This is a genomic window from Pseudoclavibacter soli DSM 23366 (assembly GCF_000423505.1).
Classification (GTDB): domain Bacteria; phylum Actinomycetota; class Actinomycetes; order Actinomycetales; family Microbacteriaceae; genus Pseudoclavibacter_A; species Pseudoclavibacter_A soli.
Window position 1 is genome coordinate 1 of record NZ_KE384027.1, and the last position, 19,459, is coordinate 19,459.

The 19,459-nt window shown below is 64.8% G+C and carries 15 protein-coding genes, 1 tRNA gene and 1 pseudogene; 9 read left to right on the forward strand and 8 right to left on the reverse strand.

Annotation, left to right across the window (positions count from 1 at the left end; genetic code table 11):
* The 3 genes and pseudogenes from G557_RS14145 to G557_RS13455 form a co-directional block, all read left to right on the forward strand.
* Nucleotides 1-356 (forward strand): annotated as a pseudogene (locus G557_RS14145) (hypothetical protein); the annotation flags it as partial.
* Entirely contained in the window at nucleotides 356-2,053 is a 1,698-nt protein-coding gene (locus G557_RS0107600) for a type I secretion system permease/ATPase (protein ID WP_084627071.1), read from the forward strand. The pseudogene G557_RS14145 and the gene G557_RS0107600, both read left to right, overlap by 1 nt.
* The gene (locus G557_RS13455) at nucleotides 2,050-3,375 is read left to right on the forward strand and encodes an HlyD family type I secretion periplasmic adaptor subunit (protein ID WP_028245575.1); all 1,326 of its coding nucleotides are present in this window, start codon (nucleotides 2,050-2,052) and stop codon (nucleotides 3,373-3,375) included. The genes G557_RS0107600 and G557_RS13455 overlap by 4 nt, the downstream gene beginning before the upstream one ends.
* Nucleotides 3,376-3,563: 188 nt before the next feature.
* Here the strand turns inward: G557_RS13455 and G557_RS0107610 are convergent, their stop codons facing one another.
* Genes G557_RS0107610 through G557_RS12375 form a run of 3 tightly spaced genes read right to left on the reverse strand, consistent with a single transcriptional unit; the run spans nucleotide 3,564 to nucleotide 8,188 of the window.
* A complete protein-coding gene (locus G557_RS0107610) occupies nucleotides 3,564-6,086 on the reverse strand; it encodes an MMPL family transporter (protein ID WP_028245576.1) in 2,523 nt (840 codons plus the stop codon).
* Between the two features lie 32 nt (nucleotides 6,087-6,118).
* Nucleotides 6,119-6,733, reverse strand: coding sequence for a TetR/AcrR family transcriptional regulator (locus G557_RS13460; protein ID WP_028245577.1), 615 nt, complete (start codon nucleotides 6,731-6,733; stop codon nucleotides 6,119-6,121).
* Between the two features lie 27 nt (nucleotides 6,734-6,760).
* Nucleotides 6,761-8,188, reverse strand: a complete 1,428-nt coding sequence (locus G557_RS12375) for an LssY C-terminal domain-containing protein (RefSeq protein ID WP_051224848.1) — start codon at nucleotides 8,186-8,188, stop codon at nucleotides 6,761-6,763.
* Nucleotides 8,189-8,360: 172 nt separating this feature from the next.
* Between G557_RS12375 and G557_RS0107625 the strand changes: the two genes are divergently transcribed.
* The 3 genes from G557_RS0107625 to G557_RS14150 all read left to right on the forward strand — a co-directional run bounded on the left by G557_RS0107625 (nucleotide 8,361) and on the right by G557_RS14150 (nucleotide 11,310).
* Nucleotides 8,361-9,731 carry an Nramp family divalent metal transporter gene (locus G557_RS0107625; protein WP_036961906.1) on the forward strand — a complete coding sequence of 457 codons (1,371 nt, stop codon included), beginning with the start codon at nucleotides 8,361-8,363 and terminating at the stop codon, nucleotides 9,729-9,731.
* Between the two features lie 92 nt (nucleotides 9,732-9,823).
* A complete protein-coding gene (locus tag G557_RS0107630) occupies nucleotides 9,824-10,513 on the forward strand; it encodes a DedA family protein (protein ID WP_028245579.1) in 690 nt (229 codons plus the stop codon).
* A 56-nt stretch (nucleotides 10,514-10,569) separates the two neighbouring features.
* Nucleotides 10,570-11,310 carry an alpha/beta fold hydrolase gene (locus tag G557_RS14150; protein WP_281167734.1) on the forward strand — a complete coding sequence of 247 codons (741 nt, stop codon included), beginning with the start codon at nucleotides 10,570-10,572 and terminating at the stop codon, nucleotides 11,308-11,310.
* Here G557_RS14150 and G557_RS0107640 read toward each other — a convergent pair.
* From G557_RS0107640 to G557_RS12385, 3 genes are all read right to left on the reverse strand, one after another.
* Nucleotides 11,300-12,049, reverse strand: a complete 750-nt coding sequence (locus G557_RS0107640; protein WP_245542785.1) for a sulfite exporter TauE/SafE family protein — start codon at nucleotides 12,047-12,049, stop codon at nucleotides 11,300-11,302. The two genes, G557_RS14150 and G557_RS0107640, sit on opposite strands and share 11 nt — an antisense overlap.
* 402 nt (nucleotides 12,050-12,451) lie before the next feature.
* Nucleotides 12,452-12,541, reverse strand: a tRNA-Ser gene (locus G557_RS0107645).
* Nucleotides 12,542-12,605: 64 nt separating this feature from the next.
* Nucleotides 12,606-13,943, reverse strand: a complete 1,338-nt coding sequence (locus G557_RS12385; protein WP_051224852.1) for an LCP family protein — start codon at nucleotides 13,941-13,943, stop codon at nucleotides 12,606-12,608.
* Between the two features lie 140 nt (nucleotides 13,944-14,083).
* Between G557_RS12385 and nucS the strand changes: the two genes are divergently transcribed.
* On the forward strand, nucleotides 14,084-14,779 hold the full coding sequence (nucS, locus tag G557_RS0107655) for an endonuclease NucS (protein WP_028245581.1): 696 nt from the start codon (nucleotides 14,084-14,086) through the stop codon (nucleotides 14,777-14,779).
* A 172-nt stretch (nucleotides 14,780-14,951) separates the two neighbouring features.
* Here nucS and G557_RS0107660 read toward each other — a convergent pair whose 3' ends face one another.
* Together G557_RS0107660 and G557_RS0107665 are read right to left on the reverse strand one after the other, a co-directional pair.
* Nucleotides 14,952-16,349, reverse strand: coding sequence for an MATE family efflux transporter (locus tag G557_RS0107660; RefSeq protein WP_245542786.1), 1,398 nt, complete (start codon nucleotides 16,347-16,349; stop codon nucleotides 14,952-14,954).
* A 304-nt stretch (nucleotides 16,350-16,653) separates the two neighbouring features.
* Nucleotides 16,654-17,175 (reverse strand): YbhB/YbcL family Raf kinase inhibitor-like protein, encoded by a 522-nt coding sequence (locus tag G557_RS0107665; protein WP_028245583.1) that lies wholly within the window; start codon nucleotides 17,173-17,175, stop codon nucleotides 16,654-16,656.
* 41 nt (nucleotides 17,176-17,216) lie between these two features.
* On the opposite strand from G557_RS0107665, the gene G557_RS0107670 reads away from it, so the two are divergent.
* Nucleotides 17,217-19,199 carry a M13 family metallopeptidase gene (locus tag G557_RS0107670; protein ID WP_028245584.1) on the forward strand — a complete coding sequence of 661 codons (1,983 nt, stop codon included), beginning with the start codon at nucleotides 17,217-17,219 and terminating at the stop codon, nucleotides 19,197-19,199.
* Nucleotides 19,200-19,214: 15 nt separating this feature from the next.
* The gene (locus G557_RS0107675; RefSeq protein ID WP_028245585.1) at nucleotides 19,215-19,439 is read left to right on the forward strand and encodes an SCO4848 family membrane protein; all 225 of its coding nucleotides are present in this window, start codon (nucleotides 19,215-19,217) and stop codon (nucleotides 19,437-19,439) included.
* Nucleotides 19,440-19,459 lie beyond the last annotated feature (20 nt).

The following is a 19,459-nucleotide window of genomic DNA, read 5'->3' on the forward strand; positions in this document are numbered from 1 at the left end:
ACGCGGACCATGTGTTCGCGGGTGCCGGTGACGACACGATCACCACGAACGCGGGCGACGACACCATCGACGCCGGAACCGGTGACGACACCATCTGGTCCGGGTCAGGGCACGACGTGCTCATCTTCGGCCCAGACTCCGGCCATGATGTGGTGAAGGACTTTACTGCCCATGTCCGCGGCGGGCAGGATCTGATCGACCTCCAGCAATACGGAGTGTCGACATTCGACGATGCACTGGCACACGTCGTCGGGACGACCTCCGGTGTCAGCCTCGAGTTCGGAGAAGCCGATGTAATCCTGCTGCAGGGAGTTGCCGCAAACGATTTGACGGTCGACGATTTTCGCTTCGTGTGATGAGCCGCAGAACGACCGCACTCGTACCCGGAAAGGCTCGGAGGGAGAACCTTTTCTCGGGATTCGGCCCCGTGGTCATCGGCCTGATCGTGCTCAGTCTGGTCAGCAACGTACTGGTGCTGACCGGCCCGCTCTTCATGATGCAGGTCTACGATCGCGTGCTCAATTCGCGGTCTGTGCCGACACTTGTAGCGCTCACGATCATCGTGGCCGTGCTCTTCGCCTTCTATGGGGTCATCGATGCCCTGCGCCTGCGCATCTCGAATCGGCTGGGCGACGCTCTCGACGAGCGGATACGTCCGTCCCTCTTCCACGCCGGTCTCGCCGGGAGCCTGCGCAGCCGACTGCGGCATGACCCTGTCGCCGATGGCGACGCCGTGCACGCGTTCATCACCAACGGGTCCGCCCTCGCATTCCTCGACCTCCCATGGGCCCTCGTCTACATCTGCGTGGTGTTCGTGCTGCATTCGACGATCGGCTGGGTCGCCCTCGCCTGCATCGCCGTGCAGCTTGCGTTGATGCTGCTCAACGAACTCGTCTCCGCACGAGCCGTGCGCAGCACCCGAACTCAGCGAGACCAGCGCAGACTTGCCTCGGAGAACGGCAGACAGGGAGTCGAAGAGGCCACGGCGATGGGCATGATCGAGATGATCGAATCCCGCTGGGAGGAGTCGACCCGGCAGCTGCGCGCATCTGAAGCGACCACCACAGACCAGACGACGGCCATCGGGGCGACAGGTCGCGCCGCCACACTCTTCTCGCAGTCTCTCGTGCTCGCCTCCGGTGCGTACTTCGTCATTCTCGATGAGATGTCGCCTGGATCGATCATCGCCGCCACCGTGACCACAGCAAGAGCCATCGCCATCATCAGTCAGGTCGTCGGCCGCTGGCGGTCCTTTCAAGAGACCCGGGATGCCTCACGGCGTATCGCCGAAGTCCTCGCCCTACCCGCAAATGAGCCGCCCACGACACAGCTTCCCGCGCCCAGTAGGTCATTCACCGTGGAGGATGCGAGCCTGCTCAGCACCGACCGTTCACGCGTGCTGCTGCGAAACATCGACCTGACACTCCCCACAGGGTCGGTGCTCGGCGTGCTCGGAGCCGCCGGCGCAGGAAAGAGCACCCTCGCCCAGGTCTGCGTCGGTGTACGGTTGCTCACCTCGGGCAGAGTACTGCTCGACGGTGCCGAGATATGCCAGTACGGTGACCGTCTCGGAACACAGATCGGTTACGTGCCTCAACGCATCGAATTGTTCGACGGCACCGTCGCCGCGAACATCGCACGATTCTCTCCGACCGCCTCCAGCGCCCAGATCATCACAGCAGCCCGTCAGGCGGGCGTCCACGAGGCGATCCTCTCGCTGCCCGCCGGTTACGACACGATCATCACACAACGCGGCACCGAGCTCTCCGGCGGCCAGCGCCAACTCGTGGCACTCGCCCGTGCACTGTATGGCAACCCTTTTCTCCTCGTGCTCGACGAGCCCGACGCCAGCCTCGACAACCGGGGCGAGTCGGCGCTTCATCAGGCTCTGCGCGCTCTGCGCAGCACCGAACACGTCGTGGTCATCGTCACGCACCGCCCAAGTCTGCTGCCGCTGACGACGCACATTCTCATGCTGCAGGAAGGACGGCAGGTGCTCTTCGGTCCCCGTGAGAAGACGTTGAAAGCCGCCTTGGAGGTCATCGACCGATGAGCCAGGATGGAACACACAGCGGTCGACAAGAGCCCCGCTCCTCTCAGATCCACTCCGCACGACGACTGGCAGTCGGTGGCGCCGTGACGATTGTCGTGCTCTTGGTCACCATGGTCACGACGGCAGCGCTCGTTCATATCGACTCCGCCGTCACTGCATCCGGCACTGTGACTGGAAGCGCCGGTACGCAGAACATTGCCTTCACCGTGGCCGGGCGCGTGGAAGCACTGCCTGTGTCGGAAGCCCAGCACGTCGAGCAGGGAGAGGTGCTCGCTGAACTCGATGACACGGAGGTCAGAGGTCAGCTGACCAGTGCCCAGCATGCGGCTGGCGAGGCGATCACACAGGCGATCATGATGCAAGATCAAGTCGATGGTCAGAGAACGCTCACTGTCGATCAGCAGTCGAGGGATCTCATGGGAGACCAGGCAGAGCATATTCTCAGTGGTGCACAGACGGCACTGGACGCCCACTTCGCAGCAGAGGACCTCCGCGCCAGACAGCTCCGTCAGGATCTCGCAGAGGCCGACCACGAGATCACCAGTGCACAGACGAGCGCATCCGATGCACGAGATCAGCTGACGAGCGTGACCGATCAGCTCCATGCGGCGCAAGCCCTGGGGCCTTCCGCAGAGGCCCAGGTGACGGTGCTCGAGTCTCAACGGCAGCAGGCCGAAGCACAGGCGGATCAACTTGACGAGGCCGTCCGTACCGCGGAACAGACACGAACAGGCATCCAGGCCGCTTTCGATCAGACGACCGCCGATCAACGATCAACCGCGACGAACTCGCTCGTTCAGCTGAACGCGGCCGCACAGACGGCACGGGACAACGTGAGCGCGCTTGAACTGCAGCTCTCACAACTCACGCTCACCGCCCCGGTATCGGGGACCGTCTTCAACACCTCCGTGGACACAACTGACACCGTCGTCACAGCCGGGCAAGTCATCATGCAGATCAGACCGGATGCCGGAGACCTGACCATCGATGTGCGCATCGCCCCCGACGACATCGACCAGGTGCATGCCGGAGCCGCTGCCCGTGTCGCCTTCACCGGCCTGAGCCGCGTTACCACGCCCCAGCTCAGCACGATCATCGACTCGGTTTCACCGGACCTCGTCACCGACGAGCAGAACACGCCAAGTCACTATCTGGCGCGCTTGCGAATACCCCAGAGCGAGATCGATCGCCTCGATGACGACGTACAGCTACAGCCCGGCATGAACGCAGAAGTCTACGTCACCGGCGAGAGTCGCACGATTCTCTCGTATCTCGTGAAACCCATCCTGGACCGCCTCGAACATACCTTCCGCGAGCCCTGATACCTGATAGAAATCCGGACGCCGCAGAACTCACCCAACACGCTCAACGATCAGCACGCCGATGAGAACGACATCCCGGACTGACCCGTCGCAGCCAGAGCTGAACCGTCCCGCCCCACGGCAGCGCTTGAACTACTGACGCGTCTGGCCTGGCTCGCCCGCCTGACCGCCCGACGTGATCGACGGCCTCAGCCCGCCGGCCGCTGCAACTTCGCGCCCTCCACATCGACGTCGGGCAGGATGCGATCAAGCCACTTTGGCATCCACCAGGCCGAGCGCCCGAGCAGGTGCATCGCCGCCGGAATGATCGTCATGCGCACCAGGAAGGCATCGATGAGCACGCCGAACGCCAGGGCGAAGCCGATCGGGCGAATCATGGTGAGTTCGGCCCAGATGAACCCGGCGAACACGCTGACCATGATGATCGCCGCGGCGGTGACCACCCGTGCGCCCACAGTGAACCCGTGCAGCACCGCCTGCCGGGGCGTCGCCCCGTGTGCGAAACTCTCGCGCATGCCCGAGCCGAGGAACATCTGATAGTCCATGGCCAGCCCGAAGAGCACACCGATCAGAATGATCGGCAGAAAGCTCAGCACCGACGTGGGGTCGTGCACGCCGAACAGGCCAGCCAGCCAGCCCCACTGGTAGATGGCCACCGTGGCGCCGAGGCTGGCCGCCAGCGACAGCAGAAACCCGGCTGTAGCAAGCACCGGCAGCACGATCGAGCGGAAGACCAGAATCAGCAGCAGCAGCGACAGCCCGATCACGATCGCCAGATAAGGCGGCAGTGCATCACCGAGCTTCTGCGAGACGTCGATATTGGCCGCAGCCAGACCGGTGACGCCAATCGAGGCGCCGGTTTCAGCTTCGATGTCGGCAGCACTCGCCCGAATCTCATCGACCACCTGCTCGGTCTCGCTGCTGGCCGGCCCGTTCGCCGAGATCACCTGCAGCACCGCAGTGCGGTGATCATCGCTGTAGGCACCGGGCACGGCAGCCGCCACGCCGTCGATGTCGCGCAGGTGGTCGGCGAGATCGAGTGCGGCGTCTTCGGCTGCGGTGGCCGAGGTGACGGTCTCGGGCAGCTCGGCCACCACAATCAGTGGCCCGTTGGCGCCGGCGCCGAAGTTCTCAGCGATCAGCTGATAGGCGCGATACCCGGTGCTGTCGGGCTCTTCAGAGCTGCCGTCGGGCAGGCCCAGCCGCAGAGACGCAGCCGGCACCGCCAGCAGCCCGGCGATCACGACGCCCGCCACCAGCGACAGCACAGGGTGACCGGTGACGAGTCGCCCCCAGTCCCGGCGACGGCGACGCGCAGCCGGGGCTGGGGCGACCGGTGCATCCTGCGGGCCAACGTCGTGGTTGACAGCCAGCGCAGCGCGCTCGCGACGGCTGAGGATGCGCGGGCCCACGAATGCGAGCACGGCCGGTGTCAGCGTGAGCGCCACGAGCACCGCGACCACGATGGTCGCCGCACCGGCCAGGCCCATGACGGTCAGAAACGGCAGGCCGGGCACCGCGAGCGCTGCCAGTGCGATCACCACGGTGAGCCCGGCGAACATCACCGCGTTGCCGGCGGTGCCAGCGGCTAGTGGAATGGAGTCGGTCACGCTCATACCCTGCTTCAGCTGCGTGCGGTGACGGTTGACGATGAACAGCGAGTAGTCGATGCCGACGGCCAGACCAAGCATGAGCGCGAGCATCGGCGACACTGAGGTCATCTCGATCACACCGGTGAGGGCGAAGGTGCCCCCGACGCCGACACCGACGCCGACCAAAGCCATCAGCAGGGGCAGCCCGGCACCGATGAGGGTGCCGAGCATAATCACGAGCACGAGGGCGGCGACCACAAGGCCGAGGATTTCGCCGGGGCCGATCAGCGATGAGAGGTCAGAGACGATCTCGGTGCTGTACTCGGCGGTCACACCGGTGCCGTTCAACTGCTGGGTGACGGTGTCGACGATGTCGGAGCGATCAGCGGCTGCCACACTCTCGGCCGAGGTGGTGAAGGTCAGCTGTGCCTGCGCCACGCGCCCGTTCTCTGAGACGAAGTGCACGTCGGCTGCAGCGTCGAGCGAGCGCTCGGCTCGCGACAGTTCGGCTGACTGGGTGTCAAGCTGCTGCTGCGCAGCGTCGAGCTGGGCCTGCTGCGCATCAATCTGCTGCTGCGCGGCGTCGAGCTGCGCGGTGAGCGCCTGCGCCTGCGCCTGGGCGCCCTGCGTCTGCGCGGCATCGCGCGCTTGACGCAGCTGTTGCACCTGCCCCTGGGCCGTCTCGATTTGGGTGCGCCCAGCGGCCAGCTGGGCAGTGGCCTGATCGACCTGGGGTTGGGCGGCCTCAACCTGCTCACGTGCCTCATCGAGCTGGCGCTCGGTCACGAACGGATCGATCACCGAGGCAATGGCCGATTGGTCTGCCACCTCAGCCAGTGCGCGGGTGATGGCTGCCTCTTGGTCTTCGGTGAAGGTCTGACCCTCGCCGGCGTCGAACACGATGCTCGCTGTGCCGCCAGACGAGGCGGGGATGCGCTGCTCGAGTCGATCGATCAACTGCTGCGATTGGGTGCCCGGAATCGTGAAGGTATTGCTCGTGGTGCCGGAGAACAGCGCAACCGCTGCGCCAACTGCCAGCAGCACGACCAACCAGATCGCTGTGATGAACCTGCGGTGTGCGGCGCTGAAGCGCCCGAGTCGTGCGAGAAGTGCTGCCATGAGAAGTCTCCTTGGGGGTCGGAAAACACTGGTCAGAGGTCGGCGAAGCCGTCGCGCAGCACCTCGACGGTGCTGAGCATGAGCTGTTTGAGCTCGCGCAGATCGGCTTCTGTGATGGGATGGTCGACTGCCGTGAGCCAGTCGGTCATGGTGGCACGAACGCTGCCGAAGACCGAGGCCACGAACACGGTCAGGCGCAGGCCGCCATCGGCTTGGTGCCCGCCCTGTGCCACCAGCGCATGAACGAAGCTGCGAGCGGCGTGCTCCCAGCTCTCGAGCTCGTAGCGCACGTATTCGGCGTGCCCGCCGATAGCTCGGTCGAGGTCGAGGCACACCTGCAGGTAGTCGAGTGTGACATTGGCCGAGATCACCCGCAGCACGGTCTCGACCAGGCTCTCGTCACGGGAGCGAGTATCGACTTCGTCGAGCACTCGGGCCAGGAGGTCGTCGGTGGGTGCGTTCAGCGCGGCATCGATGCTGGAGAAGTAGTTGAAAAACGTGCGTCGCGACACGCCCGCCTGCTCGGCAATGCGCTCGACCGTGACCGCTTCGCGACCATGTTCGATGACCAGCGCGATGGATGCGTCGCTGATGGCCGTACGGGTGGCCCTGCGGTTTCGATCACGGCGGCTGGTGGTCTCGGTCACGTCTTTACACTACGTGCAAGTTTGCACTCAGTGCAAGCCCTCTGTCGCGCGCTTCGCGTCGGCACGATCGTGCTGCCAGGTGTACTCACGGGCGTCGACGCTCGACAGCGCGAGCAGCACAAGGATGTTGGCGGCGATCGTGGCGACTTCACCGAGCCCGTCGACCAGTCGACCGTCGACGTACCAGTCGACGAACACGGTCGCAGTCGACACCGCAGACATTGCCATGACCACCAGACGCGCCACTCCCACCCCGCGAAGCACCATCACCCCGAGCGTCAGCTCGAAGGCGATCAGAGCCGCACCAGCAATGAGCACAGCGACAACTGCGCCTTGATCTGGCGACCAGCCAGCCAAGTCGGCGAGCAGACGGTCAGCGCTCTGCACTCCCGGGGTGAGCACGGCTGCCAGAGCGAGCACGGTGAGCGCCACCCGTGTGAACACGGCAAACGCTCCGAAGACGATAGTGGCCGGGCGGCCATGCCGACGCACCTGTTCGGCTGCCGCAGCCTCGGCCATCCGTTCGCCGCGTGTGAGATCGAAGGCCACGCGCTTGCCGACCGCGTCGGCTCGCCCAGCGGCGGCGGCCGTCGCCACCGCGAGCGGGGCAATGCCCGCCGGCTCGGGCTGATCGTTGACACCACGCACATCGATGACCGGCAGATCGCCGTCGGTGCGAATCGAGTCGCCACCGCCATTTCGGGAGTGGTAGCCAGTCGAGAAGTCTTTGAGCAGATACACTCGCGCGCCCTCGCCCGCCCCGAGCACCGTCGATACGATGTGGTCGCGCTCGACATCGGTGTCTTCGTCGATCTTGTGAGTGATCTGCAGCGTGAACAGCGAAAAACCGACCGCCCGGTCGAAGGTGCCCGCCGCCAGCCAGTCAACTCGATGGCCACCGGGCAGCAGCCAGCCGTCAGGGCATCGCCAGAATCGCACATGATGGCGTTTGGCCGGGTTGCCCGCGACCTCTTGCTGATAGGCGAAGTCTTGTTGTCTACCGAAGAGCATCAGCGGGCTCACCGGAGCCTCGTCATAGCTGCGTCGGGTGAGTGTCGAGACCACAATGCGCACGCTGGATGCGAGGGTCAGCTCATCGGCGAGAGTCCAGCCGGCAGCCCGCATCACCTGGTGCACTCGGTCTTCGTCGCCGAGCAGTGCCAGGTTGACCGGGTCGCCCAGCAGACCGTCGCTGGTGCGCGTGCGCCCGATGAAGTAGTCAGGCACGTAGATCGAGCTCAGGATGCGGTGCAGACGAGGCAGAGCCAGATAGGCCAGCAGCCCCCAAAACACAACGAGCAGCGGCAGCGCTCGCCACCCCATGCGGGTGGCGTCTTCGAGCAGCAGCAGGGCCAGCCAGAAGGTGGCAAGACCGGCGTACAGAAAAAAGACGTTGTCGAGCACGCGCAGCACACCGCGCTCACGCCGCGCGTGCACCACCGAGTCGTGCGCCATGCTCATTGCCTTTCGCTGTTTCTGCAGCTCTCAGCGTAGCGAAGCCCTGTGACACCACCGAGCAATCGAGCATCGGGGTATGTTCGGGTAACCAAACTTTGATATTAGTATGGTAAAACTATTACAGGGTGTGGTTTGGTCGCGCCCGAATCGCTCACAAGGAGAACTACTGATGCATGCAGACTCAGCGCGTTCACGTGCACGCCTGATTCAGCCGGCCAACGGGCCGTCGCTGCAGGAGATCAATGGCACCGTGCGCACGCCTGACGCGCACGCCGGGTTTTGGCGCACCCTGGCCGCCTACTCGGGCCCCGGCGCCCTCGTCGCCGTGGGGTACATGGATCCAGGCAACTGGGTCACCTCCATCGGCGGCGGCTCCCAGTTCGGCTACCTGCTCTTGAGCGTGATCCTCGTCTCGAGTCTGACCGCCATGCTGCTGCAGTACATGGCGGCGAAACTCGGCATCGTCACGGGCATGGATCTCGCCCAGGCCACCCGAGCTCACACCGGCCGCCGCACCGGCTTCGTACTCTGGATCATCACCGAGCTGGCCATCATGGCCACCGACATCGCCGAGGTGATCGGCGCAGCGATCGCCCTCCACCTGCTGTTCGGCATGCCCCTGGTCGTCGGCGTCATCCTCACCGTGCTCGACGTGTTCTTGCTGCTGCTCTTGCTGCACATCGGGTTCCGCAAGATTGAGGCGATCGTCGTCACCCTGATCGCCACCATCATGGTCGTCTTCGTCTATGAGGTGATCATCGCCCAGCCCGACCTGCCCGCGGTCTTCCAGGGCTTTGTGCCCCAGGCACAGATTCTCGAACCGGCGCAGCTGACCCTCGCGCTCGGTATCGTCGGCGCCACGGTCATGCCGCACAACCTGTACCTACACTCGGCGATCGTGCAGTCGCGCGACTACGCGCGAGAAGACGATGCCGAGAAGCGACGAGCCGTGCGTTTCGCGACCTGGGATTCGAACATCCAACTGTCTGCCGCATTCGTCATCAACTGCCTACTGTTGCTGCTCGGCGCCGCACTCTTCTTCGGCGTCGACAGCGACCTCGGCACATTCAGCTCTCTCTACAACGCACTGCAAGACTCCTCCCTCGCCGGCGCGGTCGCCTCTCCAGTGCTCAGCACCCTGTTCGCTGTCGCACTGCTTGCCTCCGGCCAGAACTCGACCATCACCGGCACGCTCACCGGCCAGGTCGTGATGGAGGGCTTTATCCGCATGCGTATGCCATTGTGGGCACGTCGCGTGATCACCCGCGGGCTCGCAGTGATTCCGGTGATCGCCTGCACCCTGATCTACGGTGGCAGCGAACAGGCGCTCGATAGCCTGCTGGTCAACTCTCAGGTCTTTCTCTGCATCGCTCTGCCTGTCTCCATGGTGCCCTTGGTCTGGTTCACTTCGTCAAAGCGCATCATGGGCACCCAGTTCGCCAACCCCCGCTGGGTGACCATGCTGGGCTGGCTGGCGACTGCCGTGCTCACTGTGCTCAACCTCAAACTCGTCTGGGAGACCATCACGGCATTGTTGTGACTCTCGCAGTCATTCACAGGCCGGCTCATCGACCGCGGTAGGCTGAACGGGCGCGTCAGCGCACCAAAACACTCCTTCCGGAACGGAACCCCATGATTCCCGGCATTGAGCTCACGCAGTTCATTCAGACCGCCGGTCTGATCGGCGTCGCCCTGATCGTCTTCGCCGAGACCGGTCTGCTGATCGGCTTCTTTCTGCCCGGCGACAGTCTGTTATTCACCACCGGCTACTTGGTGCACGCGGGGCTGCTGCCCTTCAACATCCACCTGACCGTGCTGCTGCTGTGGGCCGCAGCCGTGCTGGGCGACACCTGCGGCTACGAAATCGGGCGGCACTTCGGCGTGCGCCTCTACGAGCGCGATGACTCGCGTCTGTTTAAACAGGCGCACCTCGACCGCGCTCGCGCTTTCTATCATCGCCACGGCGGCAAGACCATCGTGATCGGACGTTTCGTGCCGATTGTGCGCACCTTCGTGCCGACGGTCGCCGGCGTCACTCGAATGCGCTACCTGCACTTTCTCGGCTACAACATCGTCGGCGCCCTGCTCTGGGCTACCGGTATCACCTATGCCGGGTATTTCTTGGGCGCATGGTTCAGCAGCATGGGGCTCGAGATCGACCAGGTGCTGCTGCCGATCATCGTGGTGATTCTGTTGGCCTCGGTAGCGCCCGCAGTCATCGGCGTGCTGCGCACCAAAGAGTCCCGCCAGGCTTTCCGCGATGGCGTGCGTTCCACGTGGAACAGCGTCTTTCACCGCCGTTCCGACGAAGGCACACGGTGACTCCGGCACCCGCACAGCCACGCGAGCCACTCACTCCTGAATCGCTTCGCCGCGTGGTGACGCGTTTAGGCGACGCCCGCATCTCTGCTTTACATGCCCCATGGCGCATATCAAATACATCACCCGCACACACGTTCGTCCTGATCCACGGCATCGGCATGGCCGGGGTGACGCTTTTAGGGTTGGCCCGCCAGTTGAGCGCGGTAGGCGAGGTGTGGGCCCCTGATCTCCCCGGCTTCGGGCACTCACCCGAGTTGGGCGAGCCGCGCGACATCGCCGAAACCGCAGATCTCATCGCCGAATGGATGGCCGCGGCAGGTATCGCTGTGCCGGTCACCCTGATCGGCCATTCAATGGGCACCCAGGTGGCCACCGAACTGGCCGTGCGGCATCCTGCGCTGGTCGAACGCCTCGTGCTGATGGCGCCCACAGTCGATCGTCATGCTCGTACGGTCGTGCAGCAGGTCAGCCATATGACCGAAGACCTGCGTGACGACAGCCAGCATGTGCTGCGCTTGGGCGCACTGAGCTACCTGCGCGTCGGGCCGCGCTGGTTTGTAGGCAAACTGCGCGTGATGATGCGCCACCATCTCGAAGACGTGCTGCCGAAGGTGAGCCAGCCCACGCTGGTTCTGCGCGGCGCCGACGATCTCGTCTGCCCCGAGGTCTGGGTGCGCGAATGCGCCGATCTCGTGCCGCAGGCCAGCTTCGAACAGCTCCCGGGCCTCGGCCACGAAACGATGATCTCGAACCCGCGACCCGCTGCTCGGGTGATCATCGACTTCATCAGCCGATAACGGCGGCAAGCCCCTTCAGCAGCGTCAACAGACCGCCCGCATAGCTGAGGCCGTAGACCACCCGGCGCCCGACGGTCGCCGAGATGCGGTGCGCCACGAGCCCACCGAGCCCCACCCCCAGCAGAATCGCCGTGAGCACGCCGGCCCACACAATCCAGTCAAGCTGCAGCATGCGCTCGGGATCGATGACGTACTTGGTGATGAACGAGGCCACCCCGGTCATCATGAAGAACGGCTGCAGCGTCGCCGAGAAACTTCGCTGGGGCCATCGCGTCAGCACAGCGCACACCGTCATGGCCGGCCCTCCAATACCAGCCGCGGAGTTCATCACTCCGGCAGCGAAGCCACTGCCGATCGTCCAGTTTTTCGATCGCCCGACAAAGCCCGTGCGGCCGATCAGCTGCGATGTGGCCAGACCGACCACGAGCAGACCACCCACGATGAGCTCAAGCCAATCGGCGGCAAGTGCGTGCGCGAGCATCCCACCGGCGACAATGCCCAGCAATGTTGTCGGTGCCAGCAGAGCTAGGCGGTGCCAGTCGACATCGCGCCACACCCGGGTAAGCACGAGCGTTGCCGAGACTACGGCGGCCAGGTTGAGAATCATCACACCCGAGTACGGCCCAAGCAGCAGCACGACGAAAGGTGAGACCACGAGCCCGAAGCCCATACCGGTGACACGCTGGGCAAACGACCCGATGAGCATCAGAACGAGCAACAGCAGAATGGGGGAGGACACAGGGACACCGTAGCCCATGTACACGGCAACGGTGCACGCCGAGAAGTAATCACCTCACAACGCGCCGCTGCAACCGCGCACCATCTCGACAGGATGCGCAACATCTCACCCTAAAACCGCCCAAAATGTCGAAAACATGCGCACGCCGTTGAAAACGCGCTCGGTGCTCACCAGACCACCCCGATTACCCGTGCACGCGCCTACAGACGCAATGTCCACGCCTCCAACGCAAAGTTCGCACAACGCGCCGTCTTGCTGCAGATAATGCGCTGCTCCTGCAGACATTGCGTCGGAAGCAGCGGCGGGGCGGGGTGCAGGGCGGGAGTAGTGTCGCTTGTAGTGTCGTTAAAAGCAAAAAATAACCCCTTCTCCCTTGATTTTACGCGGGAGAGGGGCTATTTGCGGAGACGGAGGGATTTGAACCCTCGGTCCCGGAACCCGGGACTCCACCTTAGCAGGGTGGTGCACTCGACCAGACTATGCGACGTCTCCATCGTGCCCGATTGGGCACCAGATCATCATAGCGGATGACGTGGTCGGGTCACGACCGCAACCGTCAGTTGTTCGCTTTGGCGCAGGTCTTGGTCTTGGCGGTCTGTCCGATGATGCCCTCGGGCAACACAACGGGTTCGCTGCTCGACGAGGCGCTGGGCGATGCTGACGCAGATTCAGACGAACCGCTGTCTGCTTCAGCGCTCGGCGAGGCCTCGGCGCTGGGCGACGCGGTGTCGTCTTCAGCCTCACCAACTACCTCTGATCCGCGGCCGGTCTCAGAGTCGGGATTGAGCACCACGCCATTGCCCGAGGCAATCGCGGTGAACAGCGTCTTCGACAGCGATGAGTCGAGCACCACCCGGTTCTTGTCTGAGGGGTCTGCCACCACCGGCGCCTGAATGAACGCCACATCGTCGAGGTTGATGTTGGCCGCCGTAGCCGCCAGGCTCGCCAGCGTGCTGACATCGCTCAAGTTCGACGAGAACTGCATATTGCGGGCTGCCGCAGACGCCAGGTCGTAAAGCTGAACGGGGTTGCTCAGCGTACCGTCTTCTTTGATCTTGCGCACCAGCGACGAGAGATAGACCTGCTGCGAACTGATGCGCCCGAGGTCGCTGCCGTCGCCCACCCCATGACGATTGCGCAGGAACGCAAGCGCATCTGAACCTTGAATGGTGTGCTCGCCGGCGGTCAGATGAAGACCCGAGTCGTTGTCGTTGATGTCGTCGCTCACACACACTGTGACACCGCCGATCGCATTTGTCATCTCGATGACGCCTTTGAAGTCGATCTTGGCTGCGTAGCTAATGTCGATCCCGGTGAGCTTCTCGACGGTCAACGCGGTGCACCCTGCGCCACCGTAGGTGATGCTGGTGTTGATCTGCGCCTTCGACTGCGCCGGGTATACCGTGCCATCAGAGCCAGTGCACGAGGGGATGGCCACCATCAGGTCGCGCGGAAAGCTCACCGCCACCGCCGTCTTATGGTCGGCTGAGATGTGCAGCAGCATGATGACGTCAGCCAGATCGCTGGTTTTATCTTCGGCGCTGAAGCCGTCACCCTGATCTTTGCGAGTGTCAGAGCCGATCAGCAGAAAGTTCACCGGGCCGTCGAGTGAGGCCACCTGTTCACTGCCGTCTTCGTTGGTGAACTCGAAGTAGGTGATGTCTTTCTGCACCGACCAGAACAGCAGACCACCGAGCGTTGCCACGGCGAGCACGGCCATGGTGGCGACCAGAGCCGTCCATTTCAGTGCGCCCTTGACCCCACCGCCAGCGCGTTTCAGCCGACCATGGTGAGCAATCGGCGTGTACTCGCGTGCAGAGTCGTCGCGATCAGCGAGCAGTTCCAGCGCACGCTCCTGCTCCGCTTCACGACGCTCGCGCCGAGACTGTGGCATCGATGTTCCTTCGGCCGGGGATTGGTGCTCGAATGATTTACTCTACCGCGCACGCCAAGGCGATGTGAAAAAGGCGCAATACCTGTGAGCGAGGTATGTGCGCGGCAGGATGTCCGCGCAGCGCCCACTACACTCTTGATGTGCGACTCGTCATAGCTAGGTGCACCGTCGATTACGCCGGCCGCCTCACCGCCCATCTGCCGCTTGGCACCCGCCTGCTCATGCTCAAAGCAGATGGCTCGCTGCTCGTGCACGCCGACGGAGGTTCGTACAAGCCGCTCAACTGGATGTCACCGCCGGCCACACTGCAGGTCGACGAGCCTGATGACGACCAGCGCGCCGCCGGGGTTGTCGAAGTCTGGAACGTCACTCAAGCGAAGACCAGCGACCGGCTGATCGTCAGCATCCATGAGGTACTGAGCGACACGACACACGAACTCGGCACCGACCCCGGCCTGATCAAAGACGGAGTCGAGGCCCATCTGCAAGAGCTGCTGGCCGCTCAGATCGAACTGCTGGGCGAAGGCTCACAGCTCATCCGCCGCGAGTACTTCACCGCGATCGGCCCGGTCGACATCATGGCCCGAGACGCCAACGGCGAGCACGTCGCCGTCGAGCTCAAGCGCCGCGGCGACATCGACGGCGTTGAACAGCTCACCCGTTATCTCGAGCTACTCAACCGTGACCCGCTGCTCGCTCCCGTGCACGGAGTGTTCGCCGCCCAAGAGATCAAGCCCCAGGCGCGCACGCTGGCCGAAGATCGCGGCATCCGCTGTCTCGTGCTCGACTACGACGCAATGCGCGGCACCGACGACGCCGACGAACGGCTTTTCTGAGCGATGCGCCGGGCACAGCAGAGCCCGTGGCCACACGTTCCGCTCGCTCGCAGGAGCACCTGTCGGCTGCGCCGACATCCTGAGGCTCGCTCCAGTGTGACCACGGGCTCTGCTCACTGGTCAGCTCAAATCGACGACGCAGAGAACCCGACGATAACCGCTCCCGTGCACCTCACACAGCGGTGCGCAGCCACGCGGTGCCACGCGCCCGCAGACCGAGCGTGAGCGCGCGCATCGCCATGTAGACGACGCCAAAGCATGACCACACCGCCACGAGCGACCACTCGGGGGCGATCCAACCGGCCGTGTGTGCCCAACCAACCAGCAGCATCCATGGTGCCATCACCACCAGGTTGATCACGCTGGCGATCGCCAAATAACGGCCGTCACCAGCGCCGATCAGAATGCCGTCGAGCACGAACACGTAGCCGGCCAGTGGCAGAGTCAGCCCCATGGCCACGATGCCTGGCGTGAGCGCCGCGAGCACCGCCGCGTCAGAGGTGAAGGCCCGGCCGAGCCACGGTGCGACTGCGGCGAAAGCAACGGTGAGCGCGGCACCCAGCAGCACCCCCCACCGCTGCAGACGCTGCTGCACGGCGCGCACGCGGCGCACCCCACGCTCGTCGCCATCGCCGAGTTCGAGACCGATCAGCGCCTGACCGGCCACCGCCAGCGCGTCAAAGGCCATGCCGAGCGCGGTGAACAGCGTGAACAGCACCTGGTAGCCGGCCACGGTGGCGGTGCCGAGGCTCGCGGCGAACCAGACCGTCACCACCAACGCGACGCGCAGGGCGAGGGTGCGCACGAACAGCCAGCCTCCATCACGCATCGACCGGCCCACTCCCTGCCAGCGCGGCCGCAGATCGGCGCCCGCCGCCAGTGCCTGCCGCACCACCACGGCGACCAGCGCTGCGGCCATGCCGATCTGTGCGATGACCGTGCCGGCGGCCGACCCGGCAATGCCCCAGCCAAGGCCGTAGATGAGCAGCGCGTTGAGGGCGATGTTGGCGATGACTCCGAGCACCACCACGAGCAGTGGGGTGCGGGTGTCTTGCAGGCCGCGCAGCACACCGGTCGCGGCGAGCACGAGCAGCATGGCGGGCACCCCGATGAGTGAGACGCGCAGGTAGGCGCTGGCTTGGCCCAGCACCTCGGGATCTGTGGTGAACAGCCCGAGCACCGGCGTGCCGAAGAGCGCCCCAGCGACAGCGAGCACCACGCCGATGGCTGCCGCGAGCCAGAGGCCGTCGACGCCCGCAGAAAGTGCGAGGTCGCGGTGCCCCTGCCCGAGCCGCCGAGCCACCAGCGGCGTGGTGGCGTAGGCCAAGAAGATCATCAGGCCGATGGCCGTCTGCAGCACGGTGCTGGCGATGCTCAAGCCAGCCAGCGGCGTTGCCCCGAGATGACCGATCATGGCTGAGTCGACGAGCACGAACAGCGGCTCGGCGACCAGCGCACCCAGGGCGGGCACCGCCAGCTGACGGATGCGGCTGTCGAGTTCGCGCCCGCTCTCACGGCCGTCGGCACTCGGCTGGTTCGCTGCACTCACTGTGGGGTCGGGGTTGCTCACCCGCTCCACCCTAGTGGCCACACAGGTGTCACGAGATGCGGGTAAGCACTCGTATACCCACCATTCGCGACACCCCTGTGTCGATCTCGGACACAGAACACGCACGTGACAACACAGGTGTCGCCAAATGCGAGTCGTGCACACCGGTGTCACGAATTGCGAACCGTGGCCACACAGGTGTCACGAGAAGCGGGTAAGTACTCGAATACTCACCATTCGCGACACCGCTGTGCAGATGTCTCACCCACACCGCCCCACTGGTTGACGTTGGGTTGGGTCTCGTACGGCACACGACAACCAAGCACTACCGCTGGTAAACCCCCACTAGGGTGGCGCGAGCCAGGGTGTGCGAGAAGAGGTTGAAGCCCAACACCGCCGGGGTTGCCCCTTCAGGCAGATCAAGATGGTCGACGTCGAGCGCGTGCACCACAAAGTAGTAGTGGTGCGGCTTGTGACCGACCGGCGGAGCGGCCCCGACAAAGTCGCGCCCGAGGGAGTCGTTGACCAGGGCGATCGCGCCAGCCGGCAGCTGACCGCCGGCTGCGCTGTTGCCCGCGCCAGCCTCCAGTGTGGTGACCGAAGCGGGGATGTTGTAAACCGCCCAGTGCCAATACCCGCTGGCGGTGGGGGCGTCGGGATCGTAGAGGGTGACCGCGAAACTACGCGTCTGCGCGGGAAACCCCGACCAGGCCAGCTGCGGGGAGCGGCCCTCGCCGCCCGCACCGACGCCGACCTGAGCCTGACTCAGTGTCTGGCCGTCGACAACGTCGTCGCTGGTCAGGGTGAACGAGGGAACTTGTGGCAGTGCATCGTATGGATTCGACATACCTCATGCTAGGCACACCTCGGCTGGCTAGGCTAGGCGACATGACATCTTCGACTCCGCAGCAGCCTTCGGGCCTGGCCATCGCCGATCTCGACGCCTCGATTCGACCCCAAGACGACCTGTACCTGCACGTCAACCGCGCCTGGCTCGACCGCACCGAGATTCCCGCCGACAAAGCACGCTACGGGGCCTTTCTGCGACTGGCCGAAGACGCCGAGCAGGCGATCCGCGAGATCATCGAGCAGGCGGCCGATGGCGAGGGAACTGATGCCGCCGCAGCCGATCGCCAGCGCTTCGGCGACCTGTACGCGAGCTTTCTCGACGAGCAGCGCGCCGAACAGCTTGGGGCCACGCCCATCGCCGAAGACCTCGCTGCAGCACAGGCGCCGACCACCATCGCTGAGTTCGTGCAGGCCGTGGGCCGAGCCGAGGAGCGCGGTTCGAGCGGCTTCTTCGGCCTCTACGTCGACAACGACCCCGGTCAGCCCGACCGCTACGTGCCATTTCTGCTGCAGGGCGGCATCGGTCTGCCCGACGAGTCGTACTACCGCGAAGACAAGTTCGCCGACATCCGCACCGTCTATCTGGCCTACCTCACCAAGCTCTTCGAGCTCGCGGGTCTGACCGAACCCGCTGCCCAAGCGCGCCTGGTCTTCGACCTCGAGACGGAGATCGCCGCCGCGCACTGGGATGTCGTGGCCAGCCGCGAGATCGAAAAGACCTACAATCTGCGCACCTTCGCCGAGCTCACCGCACTCGCCCCCACCATCGACTGGCCGACCTACCTGGCCGCGGCCGACATCCCTCGCAGCGTGCTCGACGAAGTGGTGGTCGCCCAGCCCTCGGCGATCACGGGCCTAGCCGCGCTGCTCACCGAAGACCGGCTGCCCGCCTGGCGCGCCTGGCTGGCCGCCAACATCGTGCGCTCGGCCGCGCCTTACCTCTCGAGTGCGTTCGTGCAGCTCAACTTCGGCTTCTACGGCCACACCCTCAGCGGCACCCCCGAGCTGCGCCCCCGCTGGAAGCGCGGCGTCTCGCTGGTGCAGGGCGGTCTCGGTGAGGCGGTCGGCCGTGAATACGTCGCTCGGCACTTTCCGCCGAACGCCAAGGCCCGCATCGACGAACTCGTCGCCAACCTCATCGAGGCCTACCGCCGCTCGATCGACTCGCTGACCTGGCTCGGCGACGACACCAAGCGTCTGGCCCTCGCCAAGCTCGAGAAGTTCACCCCCAAGGTGGGCTACCCGGTGAAGTGGCGCGACTACTCCAGCCTCGAGATCTCGCGCGACGACCTGATCGGCAACGTGCGTGCGATCGGCCGCTTCGAGCAGGCACGCGAGCTCGGTAAGATCGGTCGCCCCATCGACCGCGACGAGTGGTTCATGACCCCGCAGACGGTCAACGCCTACTACAACCCGGGCTTCAACGAGATCGTCTTTCCGGCGGCCATCTTGCAGCCGCCGTTCTTCGACCCCGAGGCCGACGACGCCGCTAACTACGGCGGCATCGGCGCGGTGATCGGCCACGAGATCAGCCACGGTTTCGACGATCAGGGCTCGAAATACGACGGTGACGGCCGCCTGACCGACTGGTGGACGGCCGACGACCGCGCCGCTTTCGACCGTCTGACCGCAGCGTTGGTCGCGCAGTACAACGTGCTCGAGCCCCTCGATGCGCCAGGTCACACGGTCAACGGTGCGCTCACGCTCGGCGAGAACATCGCTGATCTGTCGGGGCTGTCAATCGCCTGGCAGGCCTATCAGATCTCGCTCGATGGGGCCGAGGCACCAGTCATCGACGGGCTCACCGGAGCCGAGCGGTTCTTCTTGGCCTGGGCGCAGGTCTGGGCCGAGAAACGTCGCACCGAAGAGGCCGTGCGCCTGCTCACGGTCGACCCGCACGCACCGAACGATCTGCGAGCCAACCAGGTGGTGCGCAATCTCGATGCGTTCCACGAGGTCTTCGCCACCGCATCCGGCGATCGCCTGTGGCTCGACAAAGACGCGCGCGTGCGCATCTGGTGACGGTAGGCTGGCCGCATGCTTGTGACACTCTCGACCCTGCTGCTAGTCAACGGCATCTTCAACGTTCTGGTTTGGCCGCCTTTCCTGCGCCGCGTCAGCGCCGACCCTCGCGCCCGTGATGACGAGGGCAATGCCACCAAGTTTCTGCTCGTGCACCGCGTGCTCATCACCCTGGCGCTCGTGCTCGCTGCGGTGAGCTTGGTGACCGCTGTCGTAGGGTTCGTGTTCGCCACACGCTGAGCCCGCAACACCCACGTAAC

Coding starts and splice junctions, on each gene's coding strand:
- G557_RS0107600 (WP_084627071.1), top strand. CDS start 356: ATGAGCCGCAGAACGACCGCACTCGTACCCGGAAAGGCTCGGAGGGAG.
- G557_RS13455 (WP_028245575.1), top strand. CDS start 2,050: ATGAGCCAGGATGGAACACACAGCGGTCGACAAGAGCCCCGCTCCTCT.
- G557_RS0107610 (WP_028245576.1), bottom strand. CDS start 6,086: ATGGCAGCACTTCTCGCACGACTCGGGCGCTTCAGCGCCGCACACCGC.
- G557_RS12375 (WP_051224848.1), bottom strand. CDS start 8,188: ATGGCGCACGACTCGGTGGTGCACGCGCGGCGTGAGCGCGGTGTGCTG.
- G557_RS0107625 (WP_036961906.1), top strand. CDS start 8,361: ATGCATGCAGACTCAGCGCGTTCACGTGCACGCCTGATTCAGCCGGCC.
- G557_RS0107630 (WP_028245579.1), top strand. CDS start 9,824: ATGATTCCCGGCATTGAGCTCACGCAGTTCATTCAGACCGCCGGTCTG.
- G557_RS12385 (WP_051224852.1), bottom strand. CDS start 13,943: ATGCCACAGTCTCGGCGCGAGCGTCGTGAAGCGGAGCAGGAGCGTGCG.
- G557_RS0107665 (WP_028245583.1), bottom strand. CDS start 17,175: ATGTCGAATCCATACGATGCACTGCCACAAGTTCCCTCGTTCACCCTG.
- G557_RS0107670 (WP_028245584.1), top strand. CDS start 17,217: ATGACATCTTCGACTCCGCAGCAGCCTTCGGGCCTGGCCATCGCCGAT.
- G557_RS0107675 (WP_028245585.1), top strand. CDS start 19,215: ATGCTTGTGACACTCTCGACCCTGCTGCTAGTCAACGGCATCTTCAAC.